Origin of the sequence: Jeotgalibacillus haloalkalitolerans (assembly GCF_034427455.1) — a bacterium.
GTDB classification, from domain to species: Bacteria; Bacillota; Bacilli; order Bacillales; family Jeotgalibacillaceae; genus Jeotgalibacillus; species Jeotgalibacillus haloalkalitolerans.
Window position 1 is genome coordinate 476,939 of the sequence record NZ_JAXQNN010000001.1, and the last position, 13,737, is coordinate 490,675.

The 13,737-nt window shown below is 42.7% G+C and carries 20 protein-coding genes; 14 read left to right on the top strand and 6 right to left on the bottom strand.

Annotated elements, in window-relative coordinates:
- The 5 genes from UFB30_RS02340 to UFB30_RS02360 all read right to left on the bottom strand — a co-directional run bounded on the left by UFB30_RS02340 (window position 1) and on the right by UFB30_RS02360 (window position 3,952).
- Window positions 1–1,743 (bottom strand): ATP-binding protein, encoded by a 1,743-nt coding sequence (locus tag UFB30_RS02340; RefSeq protein WP_322420061.1) that lies wholly within the window; start codon window positions 1,741–1,743, stop codon window positions 1–3.
- Between the two features lie 170 nt (window positions 1,744–1,913).
- Window positions 1,914–2,036 (bottom strand): 3-methyladenine DNA glycosylase, encoded by a 123-nt coding sequence (locus UFB30_RS02345; RefSeq protein ID WP_322420062.1) that lies wholly within the window; start codon window positions 2,034–2,036, stop codon window positions 1,914–1,916.
- A 343-nt stretch (window positions 2,037–2,379) separates the two neighbouring features.
- Window positions 2,380–2,814: a GNAT family N-acetyltransferase gene (locus UFB30_RS02350; protein ID WP_322420063.1), complete on the bottom strand. Its 435-nt coding sequence runs from the start codon at window positions 2,812–2,814 to the stop codon at window positions 2,380–2,382.
- A gap of 12 nt (window positions 2,815–2,826) precedes the next feature.
- Window positions 2,827–3,108 carry a hypothetical protein gene (locus tag UFB30_RS02355; protein WP_322420064.1) on the bottom strand — a complete coding sequence of 94 codons (282 nt, stop codon included), beginning with the start codon at window positions 3,106–3,108 and terminating at the stop codon, window positions 2,827–2,829.
- Window positions 3,109–3,124: 16 nt separating this feature from the next.
- Window positions 3,125–3,952: an alpha/beta hydrolase gene (locus UFB30_RS02360; RefSeq protein WP_322420065.1), complete on the bottom strand. Its 828-nt coding sequence runs from the start codon at window positions 3,950–3,952 to the stop codon at window positions 3,125–3,127.
- Between the two features lie 137 nt (window positions 3,953–4,089).
- On the opposite strand from UFB30_RS02360, the gene UFB30_RS02365 reads away from it, so the two are divergent.
- The 6 genes from UFB30_RS02365 to UFB30_RS02390 all read left to right on the top strand — a co-directional run bounded on the left by UFB30_RS02365 (window position 4,090) and on the right by UFB30_RS02390 (window position 9,074).
- Window positions 4,090–4,350, top strand: a complete 261-nt coding sequence (locus tag UFB30_RS02365) for a DUF4190 domain-containing protein (RefSeq protein WP_322420066.1) — start codon at window positions 4,090–4,092, stop codon at window positions 4,348–4,350.
- Between the two features lie 13 nt (window positions 4,351–4,363).
- Entirely contained in the window at window positions 4,364–4,567 is a 204-nt protein-coding gene (locus UFB30_RS02370) for a hypothetical protein (protein ID WP_322420067.1), read from the top strand.
- Between the two features lie 117 nt (window positions 4,568–4,684).
- Window positions 4,685–5,209: a sigma-70 family RNA polymerase sigma factor gene (locus UFB30_RS02375; RefSeq protein WP_322420068.1), complete on the top strand. Its 525-nt coding sequence runs from the start codon at window positions 4,685–4,687 to the stop codon at window positions 5,207–5,209.
- The gene (locus UFB30_RS02380) at window positions 5,196–6,899 is read left to right on the top strand and encodes an LCP family glycopolymer transferase (protein WP_322420069.1); all 1,704 of its coding nucleotides are present in this window, start codon (window positions 5,196–5,198) and stop codon (window positions 6,897–6,899) included. The genes UFB30_RS02375 and UFB30_RS02380 overlap by 14 nt, the downstream gene beginning before the upstream one ends.
- Window positions 6,900–7,194: 295 nt before the next feature.
- Window positions 7,195–7,917, top strand: a complete 723-nt coding sequence (locus UFB30_RS02385; protein ID WP_322420070.1) for a CBS domain-containing protein — start codon at window positions 7,195–7,197, stop codon at window positions 7,915–7,917.
- Window positions 7,914–9,074, top strand: coding sequence for an alanyl-tRNA editing protein (locus tag UFB30_RS02390; protein WP_322420071.1), 1,161 nt, complete (start codon window positions 7,914–7,916; stop codon window positions 9,072–9,074). The genes UFB30_RS02385 and UFB30_RS02390 overlap by 4 nt, the downstream gene beginning before the upstream one ends.
- Before the next feature lie 115 nt (window positions 9,075–9,189).
- Here the strand turns inward: UFB30_RS02390 and UFB30_RS02395 are convergent, their stop codons facing one another.
- Window positions 9,190–9,852 (bottom strand): GNAT family N-acetyltransferase, encoded by a 663-nt coding sequence (locus tag UFB30_RS02395; RefSeq protein ID WP_322420072.1) that lies wholly within the window; start codon window positions 9,850–9,852, stop codon window positions 9,190–9,192.
- 280 nt (window positions 9,853–10,132) lie between these two features.
- Here UFB30_RS02395 and gvpJ point away from each other — a divergent pair, with 280 nt between their 5' ends.
- From gvpJ to UFB30_RS02435, 8 genes are read left to right on the top strand one after another with little or no spacing between them, the layout of a single operon-like run.
- Window positions 10,133–10,387 (top strand): gas vesicle protein GvpJ, encoded by a 255-nt coding sequence (gene gvpJ, locus UFB30_RS02400; RefSeq protein WP_204729213.1) that lies wholly within the window; start codon window positions 10,133–10,135, stop codon window positions 10,385–10,387.
- Between the two features lie 24 nt (window positions 10,388–10,411).
- Window positions 10,412–10,879 (top strand): gas vesicle protein GvpP, encoded by a 468-nt coding sequence (locus UFB30_RS02405; protein WP_322420073.1) that lies wholly within the window; start codon window positions 10,412–10,414, stop codon window positions 10,877–10,879.
- 33 nt (window positions 10,880–10,912) lie between these two features.
- Window positions 10,913–11,302 (top strand): gas vesicle protein GvpQ, encoded by a 390-nt coding sequence (gene gvpQ / locus UFB30_RS02410; protein WP_322420074.1) that lies wholly within the window; start codon window positions 10,913–10,915, stop codon window positions 11,300–11,302.
- Window positions 11,303–11,317: 15 nt separating this feature from the next.
- Window positions 11,318–11,584 carry a gas vesicle structural protein GvpA gene (gvpA, locus tag UFB30_RS02415; RefSeq protein ID WP_322420075.1) on the top strand — a complete coding sequence of 89 codons (267 nt, stop codon included), beginning with the start codon at window positions 11,318–11,320 and terminating at the stop codon, window positions 11,582–11,584.
- A 26-nt stretch (window positions 11,585–11,610) separates the two neighbouring features.
- On the top strand, window positions 11,611–11,877 hold the full coding sequence (gvpO, locus tag UFB30_RS02420; RefSeq protein WP_322420076.1) for a gas vesicle protein GvpO: 267 nt from the start codon (window positions 11,611–11,613) through the stop codon (window positions 11,875–11,877).
- Between the two features lie 22 nt (window positions 11,878–11,899).
- The gene (locus tag UFB30_RS02425) at window positions 11,900–12,658 is read left to right on the top strand and encodes a GvpL/GvpF family gas vesicle protein (RefSeq protein ID WP_322420077.1); all 759 of its coding nucleotides are present in this window, start codon (window positions 11,900–11,902) and stop codon (window positions 12,656–12,658) included.
- A gap of 5 nt (window positions 12,659–12,663) precedes the next feature.
- Window positions 12,664–12,924 carry a gas vesicle protein GvpG gene (locus UFB30_RS02430; RefSeq protein WP_322420078.1) on the top strand — a complete coding sequence of 87 codons (261 nt, stop codon included), beginning with the start codon at window positions 12,664–12,666 and terminating at the stop codon, window positions 12,922–12,924.
- A 2-nt stretch (window positions 12,925–12,926) separates the two neighbouring features.
- Entirely contained in the window at window positions 12,927–13,730 is an 804-nt protein-coding gene (locus UFB30_RS02435; protein ID WP_322420079.1) for a GvpL/GvpF family gas vesicle protein, read from the top strand.
- Window positions 13,731–13,737 lie beyond the last annotated feature (7 nt).

Here is a 13,737-nt window from a genome sequence, read left to right on the forward strand (position 1 = left end):
TTAAATGGCTTTAGTTTTTGGTTGCCCCAATGAGGCGGCAGGGAATGTCACTGTAATCGTTGTACCCCAGTTGATTTTACTGTTTACTTTAATGTCACCGTCGTGATCCTTAATCAGTTTGAAGCAGACGGCCATGCCGATACCGGTTCCTTTTTCTTTTGTGGTATAGTATGGCTCGCCGATTCTTGATAGGCGGGATTTGGCGATGCCTTTTCCGTTGTCGATGATGCGGATTCGGATCTGTCCGTCCGGGCTGTCGACTTTGATTTTGATTTTACTTTCAGGCACAGTTGCTTCCAGACTGTTTTTCAGAAAGTTGATCATAATCTGTTTAAAGTGTGATTTTTGAATATGAATTAATCCGTTTGATGTTAACAGGTTTTGAATCGAGATAAATTTGTTTTCACGGATTGCTACGGATTGATAGAGAAAGTGTATATTCTCAAGTTCCTCCGCTACATTAATAATTTCTTTGTGACCGTTCTCCGGGCTTTCTGTGCCTGGCCGTGCAAGCAGCAGAAGCTCTTTTAATACTTCGACGATCCGGTCAATTTCTTCTAAAATAATATTTTCGAGTTTTGGATCATCTGTTTTTTCTTTTGCCAGCTGTATGAGTCCTCTTACCGTTGTGAGCGGGTTTCGGATTTCATGGGCAATACTGGCTGCCAGTTCGCCGACGACTTTGGATTTTTCAGAGTCAAGCAGCAGCTTTTCGTTGTTCTTTTGTTCAGTAAAGTCGACGCCGATAAAAAGGGTATATACTTCACGGCTGTCGAGCTCAAGCGCTTCAAAGCTCCATTTTATATAGCGTATCTCACCAGAGCGGGTCAGCATTCTGTCCTGTTTGGGATTCAGCTCGCGTATGGCCATCAGTGCTGAGAGATCCTGATGTGTCAGCTGTTCTTTTGAGACTGAGAGCAGTCTGCAGATTGAATCATTCAGCCGGATGATCCGGTTATTCTGGTCAATGACCGCCAGATAGTTTGGATTGATATCCATAATCTTTTCAAGCAGTGTGCGCTGGCGGGCAAGATGATCGTTTGCCTGAATCAGCATGCCGGACTGCATCCGCACGTAGCTCAGAAACAGTAAAATCGCAATAATGATCGAGTTGAAGCTTGAAAAATATAATGGGAGCGGACTGAATGCGCTCAGCACCCCATTTAAAAAGATAAAGATTGCACCAATACTGATATGCAGATAAAAGATTTTGAGCGTCCGGGTTCGAATCCCACTGGCTGCTATAGCAAAAAGAATTGTATTGGTAATGACTAGCAGCGTATTGATCATAAATGTGACATTCAGTGCTCCGTACAGCGGCATCAGGTGTTCAGGGGAATACATCCCGTCCTGTACAAATTCGTAGCCGTCAATACCGGCATTTGTGAAGTTAATCAAATAGACAATGGTGCTGATGACCATTAATATGACAAACCATTTCATCTTAAAGACTTTCCTGAAGGCTGCGAGTTCAGGACTCTGTTTGACCATAATGACGCCAAGGATGTACATGACCGGCATCAGAAAAATCGGTCCGGATCTGAAGAACCTGAATAACCAGTCGATGACGTTTAATGAAAAGACGTCCTGGCTGTATAAAACGGCAATTCCCATCTGCCAGAGCGAGATTAGGAAAAGAAAGATTGAAAATGATTTTGTATTGACTGATCTTGAGTAAAAAAGTAAAGAAACTGCTAAAAATAACGGTATGCTGGCTAATGCCATTAATAAAAAGAACGCCATGGAAGGGTCTTCCTTTCCCTTATTCAATGCGTGGAAGATTAGATAGCTCCACACCTTTAATGTCTAATTTTAGCAAATTGTTACGCGTTTGCACACAGCGAATGTCCTTTGCTTTTATAAATCTTTTGTGAAAACAAAAAAGAGAGCCAATTTCGGGCCCTCAACACAGCTTAATTACTTTTTGCAGTTTTTGTGTGAGCAGGTTTATCAGGATCACGCTGCGGCTCGATATCCTCACCGCGTTCTCTTTTCAAACGCTGTTCAACTGAATCATTCTTCGTCTCTTCATTCATCGCTTTCTACCTCCTGTCACAATTATTTTTCCATTTATTCAAAAAAATATTCAAAATCAGGTTATAAAGAGGTTTATTTAGGGAAATAAATAGATGCGTTAATGATCGTTGACATTGTTTAGTCGAGAGGATGAGTCGTATTTCCAGAAGGTTGAAGTGCAGTAAATGTAACAAATGGATGGAGCTTTACGAAGATATTTACCTGAAAGCAGAGCGTCCATCGAAGCAGAATGATCAAAAAGGGCTGTACGAACCTTCTTGCAGAGATTGTACAATTGCGATGAGAAGTAAAGGTTTGGAGAAAAGATAAAAGCAGGCATCAGGTGCCTGCTTTTTGTATACGCTATAATTCTTTTTTAAATACGTAGCTGACTTTGTCATAGCCCATTTTAGATTCATAAAACCGGTGTGCATCGGTACGCTGAAGTCCTGAAGATAAGGCAACGCGCTCATAGCCTGCTTCTGCTGCCCAGCTATGTACGAAATTCAACAGCTTTTCACCATAGCCATATGATCGTTTCGTCTGATCTGTGACAAGATCACACACCCACACAAACCGTCCATAGTATAAGGTAATCATGGGCTTAAATCCTGCCACAGCCACGATTTCACTACCCTCATAAAGCGCGAAAAGTCTGTAGCTGTCTTTTTCCCGTGCTTCTTCAATCAGCGACAGATAGGCAGCCTCATCCAAATGCGTACGCAGCTGCTTCATTACTGGAAAAGCAGTCATCAATTCTTCAATTGTTGTACATTCTTTAATATGCTCCGGGTTCATTCGAGCCTCCCTCTAAACTGTATCAGCAGTCAACAGCATCACAAATGATGCGAGTGAAACCATGTTGATGATTGAAAAAACCAATCCAAGCATCATATAAATGTTTATACGGGCAGAGACAAACAGCTGGAAAAATCCCATAAGCAGTGACCCGGCGAAAAGGACTGCTGCTGTGATTGCAAGCGGTGTGGAAAACGAAGCTGGTGCCAGACCGATGATCACAACAATTCCGGTAATCACTGCTGTCAGCATCAGAAATAAGATGCTTTTTAATTCAGGGCGTAAAAAAGACATCGTAATGACCTCCTTTTTAAGACTTCATCAACCATTGAAAAGCGTCGGGAAATTCCTTTCTCCACGTAGATTCATGATGCCTTCCGTCCTTCACAATGTCAAACCGGAGCCTTTCTTCCGGGAATCCACTGTCTATAAATGCCTCAGATATATTTTTCGCATCCTCTAATAAAAGCTTTGAACCGCGCCTGCTTTTGTCTTCTGTGTCACCAATATTAATGAATACTTTTTGTAAAGAGGCGTGATCCCCGTTCTTAATCAGTTTTTTTAACGTATGGTTGTCCTGCCAGACCATCAGGGAAAAGGCCATGACTTTTCCGAATGTATGAGGATATATAAGGCCTGCGTACAGAGAAATATATGCACCAAATGAGCTTCCGCCGATCATTGTATCTCCGGGACCGGGAAGTGTTCTGAATTCCTGATCAATCCATGGCTTCAGCGTTTCAGTTAGAAAAGCGAGATACTGCTCACCTTTTCCGCCAAACTGGTGTTGATCATTTACATAGACATTATATTCATTGCTGCGTTCATCTTCCCCGTGATCGACCGCTACAACGATTACCTCGTATGATTCATTTTGCCTACTCAACGCTTCAAGTGATTCGTCCACGCCCCATTCTTCACCTGTGGAAGTTGCCTGGTCAAAGACATTCTGCGCGTCATGCATATAAAGAACAGGGTATCGCTTTTCACTTTCATTATATCCTGGTGGTAGATAAACCCAGATGTTTTTAGTCGTATTCAGCTGAGGAACCTTCATATCCTTTACAATGCGGACATCCCCAGTAACTGTATGTGATTCTTGCTGATCAAATAGCTGCTGCCAATTTACTGCTTTCATATTGATCCCCTTTCAGTGTTCGTATCCAAGATCATAGCATATATTTCCTGCAGTTCGTGTGGTCAGCTGTCGAATTTTTTTCATAAGCTGAATCTTTTTTCCATTTAAAACGTAAATCATGATAAGGAGCTGATCGTATGACACAGACAAATACACAATCAATTGTTTCACTCACGCTCGGCATATTATCACTGATGGTCCCGTTTCTCGGAATTATCCTTGGAATAGCAGGTATTATCACTGCGAATATCTCCATGAAGCAGATTGCCATCAGTGAGGAAAATGGAAAAGGATTTGCTATCTCAGGCCTGATCTGCAGCATCGTTGGACTAATTATCCAGCTGTTCACCATTCTGGCATGGATCTTTTTCTTCGGTCTTGCATTTTTGACAGGGTGATGGGGGTGAAGGTGTGAAGAAATCAGGAAAATTTAAAAAGGGTGTCAGGTACTGGTGGGTGTTTGGTGTGACACTTTTTGCGGTTATGACATTACTTGATCTGATCACCGGGCAGGAAATCGTCTGGTCTGAGCACATCCTCATTCCGCTCCTGACTGTGATGCTTGCGTCGTTTTTCGATTGGGCGTGGGATAGTAAGGAGTATGGGAAGAAATAAGCATTGTATACATGTAAAAAAACCGGAACATAATTCCGGTTTTTTTACATGTATGCGAAACCATTTTTAATGATACGTCGTCGAACTTCTGAAGCCGGCTTCAAACGGGAGGGACCAATGAATTCAAAGGGGAGAGATCAGCTGCTTTCTGAGCTAATGAAAGCGCACGGTGATGAGCTGGTGCGGCTTGCTTTTACATATGTAAAGAGTGAGGAAACGGCAAAAGATATGGTACAGAACACATTTATGAAATGCTATCAGCACTTGGACTCGTTCAGGGGTGAGTCAGCTTACCGCACCTGGTTATTTCGTATTACGATTAACGAGTGCAAGGACTATTTGAAAAGCTGGCACTATAAAAAGACGGTTGCAGCTGAAAAAGTAAAAGAGATCAGCACTTTTGCATCTGCAGAAAAAGCGGCGATCCGTCACGAACAGCAACGCGAAGTGAATATAGCTTTACTTGCGTTACCGACAGGATACAGAGAAGTACTCGATTTGTATTACTTCCGTGACTTTAAAATTGAAGAGATTGCAGAACTGATCGGTGAAAAGCAGAATACAGTAAAGACCAGACTCAAACGCGGCAGGGAAAAGCTTAAGGTTATGCTTGAGGAGGCTGAGCGAATTGAGAGAGCGTAAATGGATTGGGAAAGATCATCAATTAAGGTTTACAGAGAGGGATCAGAGTAAGGTTTTTGAGAAGATTCATAGTGATGGCGCATATAAAAAGAAAAATCGTAATCTAACCAGGGTATTTCCTGCAGTTGCAGCTATTCTTTTTCTGATGATAGGGGGTATATTGGTTATTCCGATGATGACAGATCAGGAAAAGATGCCTGCTAATGTTCCTGATGATGCAGTGCCGCTTCCAGCTGATCAAGAAGACAGTATTGAGGATACGCTGACGCTTCTCACTCTTGTAGGCAGTGATGAGGCAGAGAGAAGAATTGAGTACGGGGTTGTCACCATTTATAACCCGGCTTCACGAAGTATGAAAATGACGACAATTCCAAGGGACACACTGATGACAATCTTTATTAATAATGAGGGAGAAACAACAGAGGACAAGTTCACTCATTCAGCTGCTTATAACGGAATTGAAGGAGCCGCTGAATCTGTGGAATCACTAGTACGAATCGAAGTCGATGAAACTGTCTGGCTCGATGAATTAACCGTCAATAAACTTCTTGCCGGAGCGGGGTTAGATGGAGAAATGCCCACGTATTACCCTAATGATGAACAGACACCGATCGTCAGGGAGGAAAAACGTCTTGAAGTGTTGAAGGCATATTTCGCACATGCAGGCAGTGATATGAGCTTACCAGATATTCAAGAGGAATTTGATGTGTCACCTGATGCTGCAAAAATTATAAAGGCCAATGAAAAGATTATGACAGTCAATCTGATGGAGGAAGCACAAACAGACCAGATTGATGGTATCTATTATGAAGTCATAAATGATGAGTCTATGACACAATTCAGAAAGTCATTGAAAAGACATTTACTGAGTGATGAGGGGATTTTTACTTTTACAAACTTTGATATTGAAGACCCAATTGAAGATCAACGTACTTATTTTTTGATGGTTTCTGCAGAATGGACCGGGCATCAGCCTGCATTTATCGAATCAGTTGAGATTACAGACCGTGAAGGAAATCCTTTGAATGAAGAGGGTCTGACCTGGTCTATGTATGTCACTCCGGAAAACGATAAATTTGGGTTGTTTGAGGATTATCAGGGAGAACTGATTGGAATAGAAGGGTCTGAAATTGATGAATTAACAGAGGTTGCACTGAAGTTTGAAACAGATCATCTTGTTTCAAACGATGATCGCAGGCTGAAAATCACTTACTCTTTTGAAGGTGAGTCCCGTGAGCAACTAGTTGAATGGGATACGCTGAGCCGGTTGAATACGACAGTTGATGAAACTGATTCAAGCTTATCAGAAGAAACAACGATTGATATCGCAAAATCCCAGTGGAAGTATGAGTTAAAAGTGAATGGAACCGCCATACCTGAAAATGGAACAATGGCTGTTTCTAAATCTGAAGTTGATGTTTTACTGACGGAGCAGCGCCCTGTCTCAGATATGATACCTGAAGACACGATGATGAAAGGTAAGATCAGTGAAGAGTTTTATGAACATATTGAAAGTATCTCATCAGAACCTGATGATGTGTCTGTTACAGACGGAACAACTGTTACCGGTTATCAACTATATTTTGATATGAACGAAAATGATAAAATTGAACTGAAGATTTCATCGGAACTGCAGGAAAGATTGGGGCTTGAGAGTAGTAGTGTGATTATTTTGAAGAACGAATCATAAGTAACGGAGAGTAACAGGAGCAGGTCGTTTCCTGGAATGTCCTGAGCAAAATTTAAAGCTGCTCCTTAAATGGGGGCAGCAATTTTGTTTTTGGGAGATAGGTCTATTCTCACGATCTCCTGAACCACCCAGATTTTGTTCTGAACACCAGTAGTCATTTCTTGAACACCCATCATTATTTCAGGGACAAGACCGGTAATCTCCTGAACCCCCAACCACCCCCAACCACCCCCAACCCAATTAAGTGACCTCCACCCACAAAACCTGTATCATAAATCAAAAAGGGGACAGAACTATGGACTCTGCCAATTCCCGCGCTTTTTTGCGTGATTTTAATGAGATTGAGAGCTATCTGAAGACGAAGCACAATAAAGGTGATTATATGAGTTTTCAGGCGCTCCTTGATAAAGCTGCGCAGCGGAATGACCGGATTGTGAAGCGTTATATCAGTGACCTGAAGGAAATCGCTGAGCTGCGAAATGCGATTGTACATACGTATACGAATGAGGTGCTGGCTGAGCCGACACCTTATGTGGTGAATTTGATTCAAGAGATCAGAAGCAAGCTTGTGGTACCACCTACCGTGGAGCGTTTTATTAAAGAAGTCGTCACGCTGCATGAGGATTCTTCCCTCAAACAGGTGCTTCACAACATGAATGAAAAGGCGTATTCACAATTTCCGCTCGTGGATAAACACAACCTGGTTACGTCACTTGTGACTGACAGCGGAATCGCAAACTGGCTGGCGGCTCATCTGGATCAGGATCACGTGTCGATTAAAAATGTACAGGTGAAGGACCTTCAGCCTTACGATAAAAAGAAGAAGAGCTACCGTTTTATTCGGCAGGATGCCAGCATGTATGAAGCACAGGACCGTTTTTCGCAGGCAGCTGAACGCGGGGAAAAGCTGGTAACGCTCATCATCACTGAAAATGGCGCGAGTAACAAACCGATCCTTGGTATCATCACACCTTGGGACGTCATGGAAACCAAAGAGAAAGGAAACAGTACACCGTGAAGTTATTTTATGAAAATGTAAATCTACAAACCTTTCAGGCGACAAAATTGGATGAGGGAACAGATGAACAGGGGCGGCGCTATATTGTGCTGGATCAAACCGCTTTTTACCCGACAGGCGGAGGACAGCCTCATGACACGGGTCTACTGAATCAGGCGCGCGTCTATGATGTGGAAGAGGTGGACGGGACAGTCAGACATTATATAGAAGGAACAGATCCGTTACTTGAAACCGTGCATGGTGAAATTGACTGGAACCGCCGTTTTGACCATATGCAGCAGCATGCAGGACAGCATATCCTGTCTGCAGCTTTTGAAAATAACTTTGACTTAAAGACCGTCAGCTTTCATTTAGGAGAAGAGGTCTGCTCAATTGATCTGGAGACGGAGGGTGTCAGCAGTGAATTGCTTGCGGCTGCAGAGGATCAGGCAAATGAGCTGGTACTTGATAACAGACCGATTGAGACAAAATGGGTGAGTAAAGAAGAACTCGCACAGTATCCGCTCAGAAAAGAAGTAGCTGTCTCTGACGATATCAGACTCGTGATCATTCCTGAAGCGGATTATAACGGCTGCGGCGGAACGCATCCAACCTCTACAGGCCAGGTGGGTACAATCAAAATTCTTCACACTGAAAAGCAGCGCGGGCACACGAGGGTTTATTTTGTCTGCGGGAAGAGAGTGAACAACCAGCTTGGTGAAAAGAATGAAGTGATCCAGGCACTCACTGCTAAAATGAGCGCTCCTCAGGAAAAGCTCAAGGATGCTGCAGACCGGCTTCTTGATCAGAACCGTCAGCTTGAAAAGACAGTAGATGAGCTTAAAGATCAGCTGCTTTCATTCGAGGCGAAACAGTATACAGAAGATGTAGTCAAAGAAATCTTCACTGACCGCCCGGTTTCAGAACTTCAGAAGCTTGCTAAGATGATCGTTAATGAAGAGAAAACCGTTCTTTTTGTAAATGAAACAGATGACAAACTTCAGCTCGTTTGCGGAAGGGGCGCTAACGTGGAAGTGAATATGAATCAGCTTGTTAAATCTGTCCTGCCGCTGATCAACGGCAGAGGAGGCGGCAAGCCGGACTTTGCTCAGGGTGGTGGAGAAAAGCTGGTGTCAGCAGCTGAACTTTTAGAAGCATGTGCAGCGGAATTACTATAAAACAAGGTTGGAAAAAAAGTGAATTTATAACCTCTCATTATTGAAATTAACCTTAGTGAAGCGCAGCGAAACGACTTTAAGAGGCTGAGACATTTCTATGTCCCGGCCTCGTTTTTTAAAGCCTTTTCCAATAACGATTATGTCCGTCAAACGTGCCTGCTGATTCAAAGCCGCGTTTCTGATAAAAACGGTTCAGTTCTCCATTTGCTTCCACGCAGTCCAGCATCAGAACCTCGCCTTCAAAGTTTTCTTCAATCCAGGACAGGCATGCGCTGCCGATCCCTTCTTTTCTGATCTGCGGATACACAGCCAGCCTGTGAAGATACAGTCCATCCTGATCAATCCGCTCCTTCCAGATATGTTCATCCCAGGAATCAGGTCCTCTTCTCAGCGTGAATGTACCAATTAACTCATCTTTTTCATAAACCGCATATGTATTTCCTGCTAATATATCTTTTCTGATCTCAGCGTCTTCACCACCGGATAACAGGTAACTCCACTGGGGAATGCCCTCACTTTTCAGTATACCGGCACAATGCTTCAGTAAAGAGAGTATCTCATTATAACTTGCTTCTGTTGCTTTTTGATAAGTAATCACCCTGCCGCCTCTCATCATAGAAAAATGCTGCTGGGCTTTTTGTGTGTCAGCGGTATTGTCCTGAATCAGTCCCTTTCCAAGTACTGATCGGTTAATGCCTTCTGTTACAGCGCTGCGAATCACCAGAAATAATATAACGAAAGATATAGTGGTGCCGAAAATGATCATCAGGATCTCCATACAGTTCCTCCTTTACCATTTTATATCTATTCAATCCTACCTCAGCCAGCAGTCGGCGACAATATCTCTTCAGCAATGATAGATGAGAAGTTTTAAACATTATTTTTCTAACAAATTGTTTCTATCACAATACGCTTATGTATTATTTTTGAATTTAATTGAAATATTATGATTTTTAGTTTTAAACATCATGATGTGCTGGGTATACACTGAGTAGTATGCATAGCAAATGGTACCAAACGGCTTAGGGCACACAGATATAGAGAAAAGGAGGGTTTGGATGGCGATACAAAAAAGTACGGACAGTTCGAGTCTGGCAGAAGTCATTGACCGGATTCTTGATAAAGGAATTGTCATTGATGCATTTGTCAGAGTGTCGCTCGTAGGAATTGAAATTCTGACGGTTGAAGCACGTATTGTCATTGCGAGTGTTGATACGTGGCTGCGTTATGCAGAAGCGGTCGGCTTGCTGCGTGATGATGTACAGGAAGCAGGTCTGACGTCCAGAGATGGTCAGACACAATACAGTTACTAATTATGGAGCAGAAAGGTGAGGGAAATGGCTGAGAAGGATAAAGAAAAAGAAGTGAAAAAAACACAGGATGAGAATTCGGAATCATCTGAACATTCATCAGTTAATCTCGCATTACTGGGCGGGATTGTCGGAGCGGGAATTGGCCTGCTGTCCAATTCTGAAGCAAATAAGAGAATAATGAAGCGGCTTGGTGAATCTGAAATGATCAGACTCGCAGGCGCTGAATTTAAAAAGACTGCAACGGACCTGTTAAGAGAACAGGCGCTCAACAGTTTTAAGGATGTTGCAAAAGGCACTTCAGAATCAGTCAGCTCAGCGAAAGATGAATCGAATGATGAGCTTGAGGACATCAAAAATGAAAATAAGCAATTAAACGACCGTCTTGACCGGATTGAAGAAATGCTTGGTCAATTAGCTGAATCGAAAAGTTCAACACAGAAAAAGACCGCCTCAGGATCCAAGAGCAGCTCAACAAACTCCAGAAAGAGCTGATGCGCCTTTTTAACAGGAAAAGAGGTGTGAGCATTGTCTATTAAAAGCAAGATTGCAGGGAAAGTCGTCGAGAAAGCAAAGGACAATATGGTTGAAAATATGCAGGACAAAGCAGAGGATGCCTCAGAAGAACTGAGTGACGCGAAAAATGAAAACGCTGATAAAGTTCACAGCAAAGCTGAATCTGCGAAAGACAAGGCACAGAATGCCCTCTTGTCAGTAAAAGATAAGCTGGGTGACGCCACTGAAAAAGGCGAAGAGCTTCAGGAAAAAGTATCAGGTAATAAAAAACGTAAAAAAGTCAAAGGGATTAATGATATTAAAGGTATCAGCAATCTGAAAAGTTACCGTGATGTAAAAAGCTCCAATGATGTTAAAAGTTCTTACGACATTAAACATTATTCGGATATTGAAGAAGATTAGGAAGGGGATATTCACATGGCCATTCAAAAAAGTACAGACAGTTCAAGCTTAGCAGAGGTTATCGACCGTATTTTAGATAAAGGAATTGTGATTGATGCATTTGTCCGCGTTTCAGTTGTGGGAATTGAAATTCTGACAGTTGAAGCTCGTATTGTCATTGCGAGTGTGGATACATGGTTGCGTTATGCAGAAGCGGTTGGCCTGTTACGTGACGATGTACAAGAGGAAGGCAGATTCCTTTCGGGTAACAGGGAGCGGAGCGAAGCAGGATTCAGTCTATAATTCTTGAACGTTAGGCGGAGATGGTGATGGAAATCAAAAAAATCATGAAAAATACTTCAGACTTTTTCGATGAGCATGTAGCACCTGTTCACAAGATTACAGCAGTTGAACAGACAGAGAATGAAGGCTGGAAGCTGGTCGTAGAAGTCATTGAGGAAAAGGAATATATGAAGCGTTATGCAAAGGATGAAATGGTTGGCGTGTATGATGTGTATCTCAATAAAAGCGCTGAAATCATTTCCTTTGTCAGACGGGAAATCCGTTACAGAAGCGCAGTGAATATTGAACAGTAATGTTTGAAAAGGAGCCGGGGTCATGAGTGAGACAGGTACTTATATATTTTGCGGGATTCAGTCGGAAAAGCCGCTTGAAGGGCTTTCAGTAGAGCTTGAAGGTGAGACGCGTGAGCTGTATACCATTCATTATAAAGATGCAGCCATGGTAGCGGCTAAAGCACCGATGAAAATTTATCATCCGAAAAAAGACAATCTGATGATGCACCAGAAAGTTGTATCACAGGTGATGGAGCACTATGACACGGTCATTCCGGTCAGCTTTGGGAACGTTTTTAAAACGGATGATGACGTTGCTGTATTGCTTGAGAACCTGTATCCGCAATTCAGCAAACTTTTTCCGGAGATCAAAGGAAAGATTGAAGTCGGCTTAAAAGCGATCGGCAAACAGAACTGGCTTGAACAGCAGGCCCGTGAAAATCCTGAGATCAGTAAAGCGCAGAAGTCAGCAGCAGGTAAATCTGAAGCAGCCGCTTATTATGACCGGATCAAACTTGGCGGAGCCGCCCAGAATCTCTTTAAATCCCTTCAAAAAGAGATGGAAAGAGAAATGTTTGAACCGCTCAACGAGATTGCAGTGGCGTCAAAAAAGAACGACCCTATCAGTGAAAAAATGCTGTTAAATGCAGCTTTTCTAATTGATCGTGATCAGGAAAAAGCATTCGATCAGAAGGTCAATGAGATCCATGACAAGTGGCAGGACAGACTCGACTTCAGCTACAGCGGACCATGGGCAGCTTATAATTTCGTCAACATCAAATTAACAGTGGAGGACGGCTGATAACCGTGATTCATAAACTGGTGACGGCACCGATCAATATGGTCATTAAAATCGGTGAAAAAGTAAAAGAAGAAGCAGATAAAGAACTGTACGATCTAAATACAATCCAGCAAAAGCTGATCCAGCTTCAAATGATGTATGAGCTTGAAGAAATTCCTGAAGAAGTCTATCAGGAAAAGGAAGAAGAGCTTCTCATCCGCTACGAAATCGCAAAACAGCGTGAAATGGAACAGTGGGAGCGTATGACTGAAAAGAAAGAAGGGTGATTATGGGGGAATTGCTTTATCTATATGCATGTGTTCCATCGAAAGAAATGACCACACTTCCTGACCTGACAGGGTTTGACGGTGAAGGGAAGTTGCACACGATTCAATCCGGCTCAATTACTGCAGTGATCTGTGAGCTTGATTCAGAGGCCTATCATGAAGACGTGCTGAAGGACAAGGTTGAAAATGATATGCAGTGGCTTCAGGAGAAAGCGTTTCATCATCATGAAACAGTACTCGCGCTTTCAAAGCTGTATACAGTCATTCCATTAAAGTTCAGCACAATCTATAAAAGTGAGGACAGTCTAAAACGGACACTGACTGAAAATGAGTCCAGAATGAATGACATTTTTGACCTGCTGGACGGCAATGAAGAATGGAATCTTAAAATCTATTGTGATGATCAAACGTTAAAAGAGCAGGTCAGCAAAAGTAATCCGGTAATTGAAAAAAAGCGTGAGGAGATCAGCCAGCTTTCTAAAGGAAAGCAGTTCTTTGAGCTGAAAAAACTCGACAAGCTCGTTGAAACTGAGCTCGAGCAGGAGAAAAACCGGGTCAGTGAGCAGGTGCACGAAGAATTGAAAAAGCTTGTACTTCAAGGGAATGTAAAGCGTACCTGGAGCAGTGAGGTGACAGGTGCCGATAAAAAAATGACCTGGAACAGCGTGTACTTAATTTCGAAAGAGGATGTCGAAAGCTTTCTTGAGAAAGTACAGTCATATGATCAGGAAATGCAGGAAACAGGATGGCAGCTTGAAGCGTCAGGACCGTGGCCAGCTTACCATTTTTCAAGTTTCCAAACGTGAGGATGAC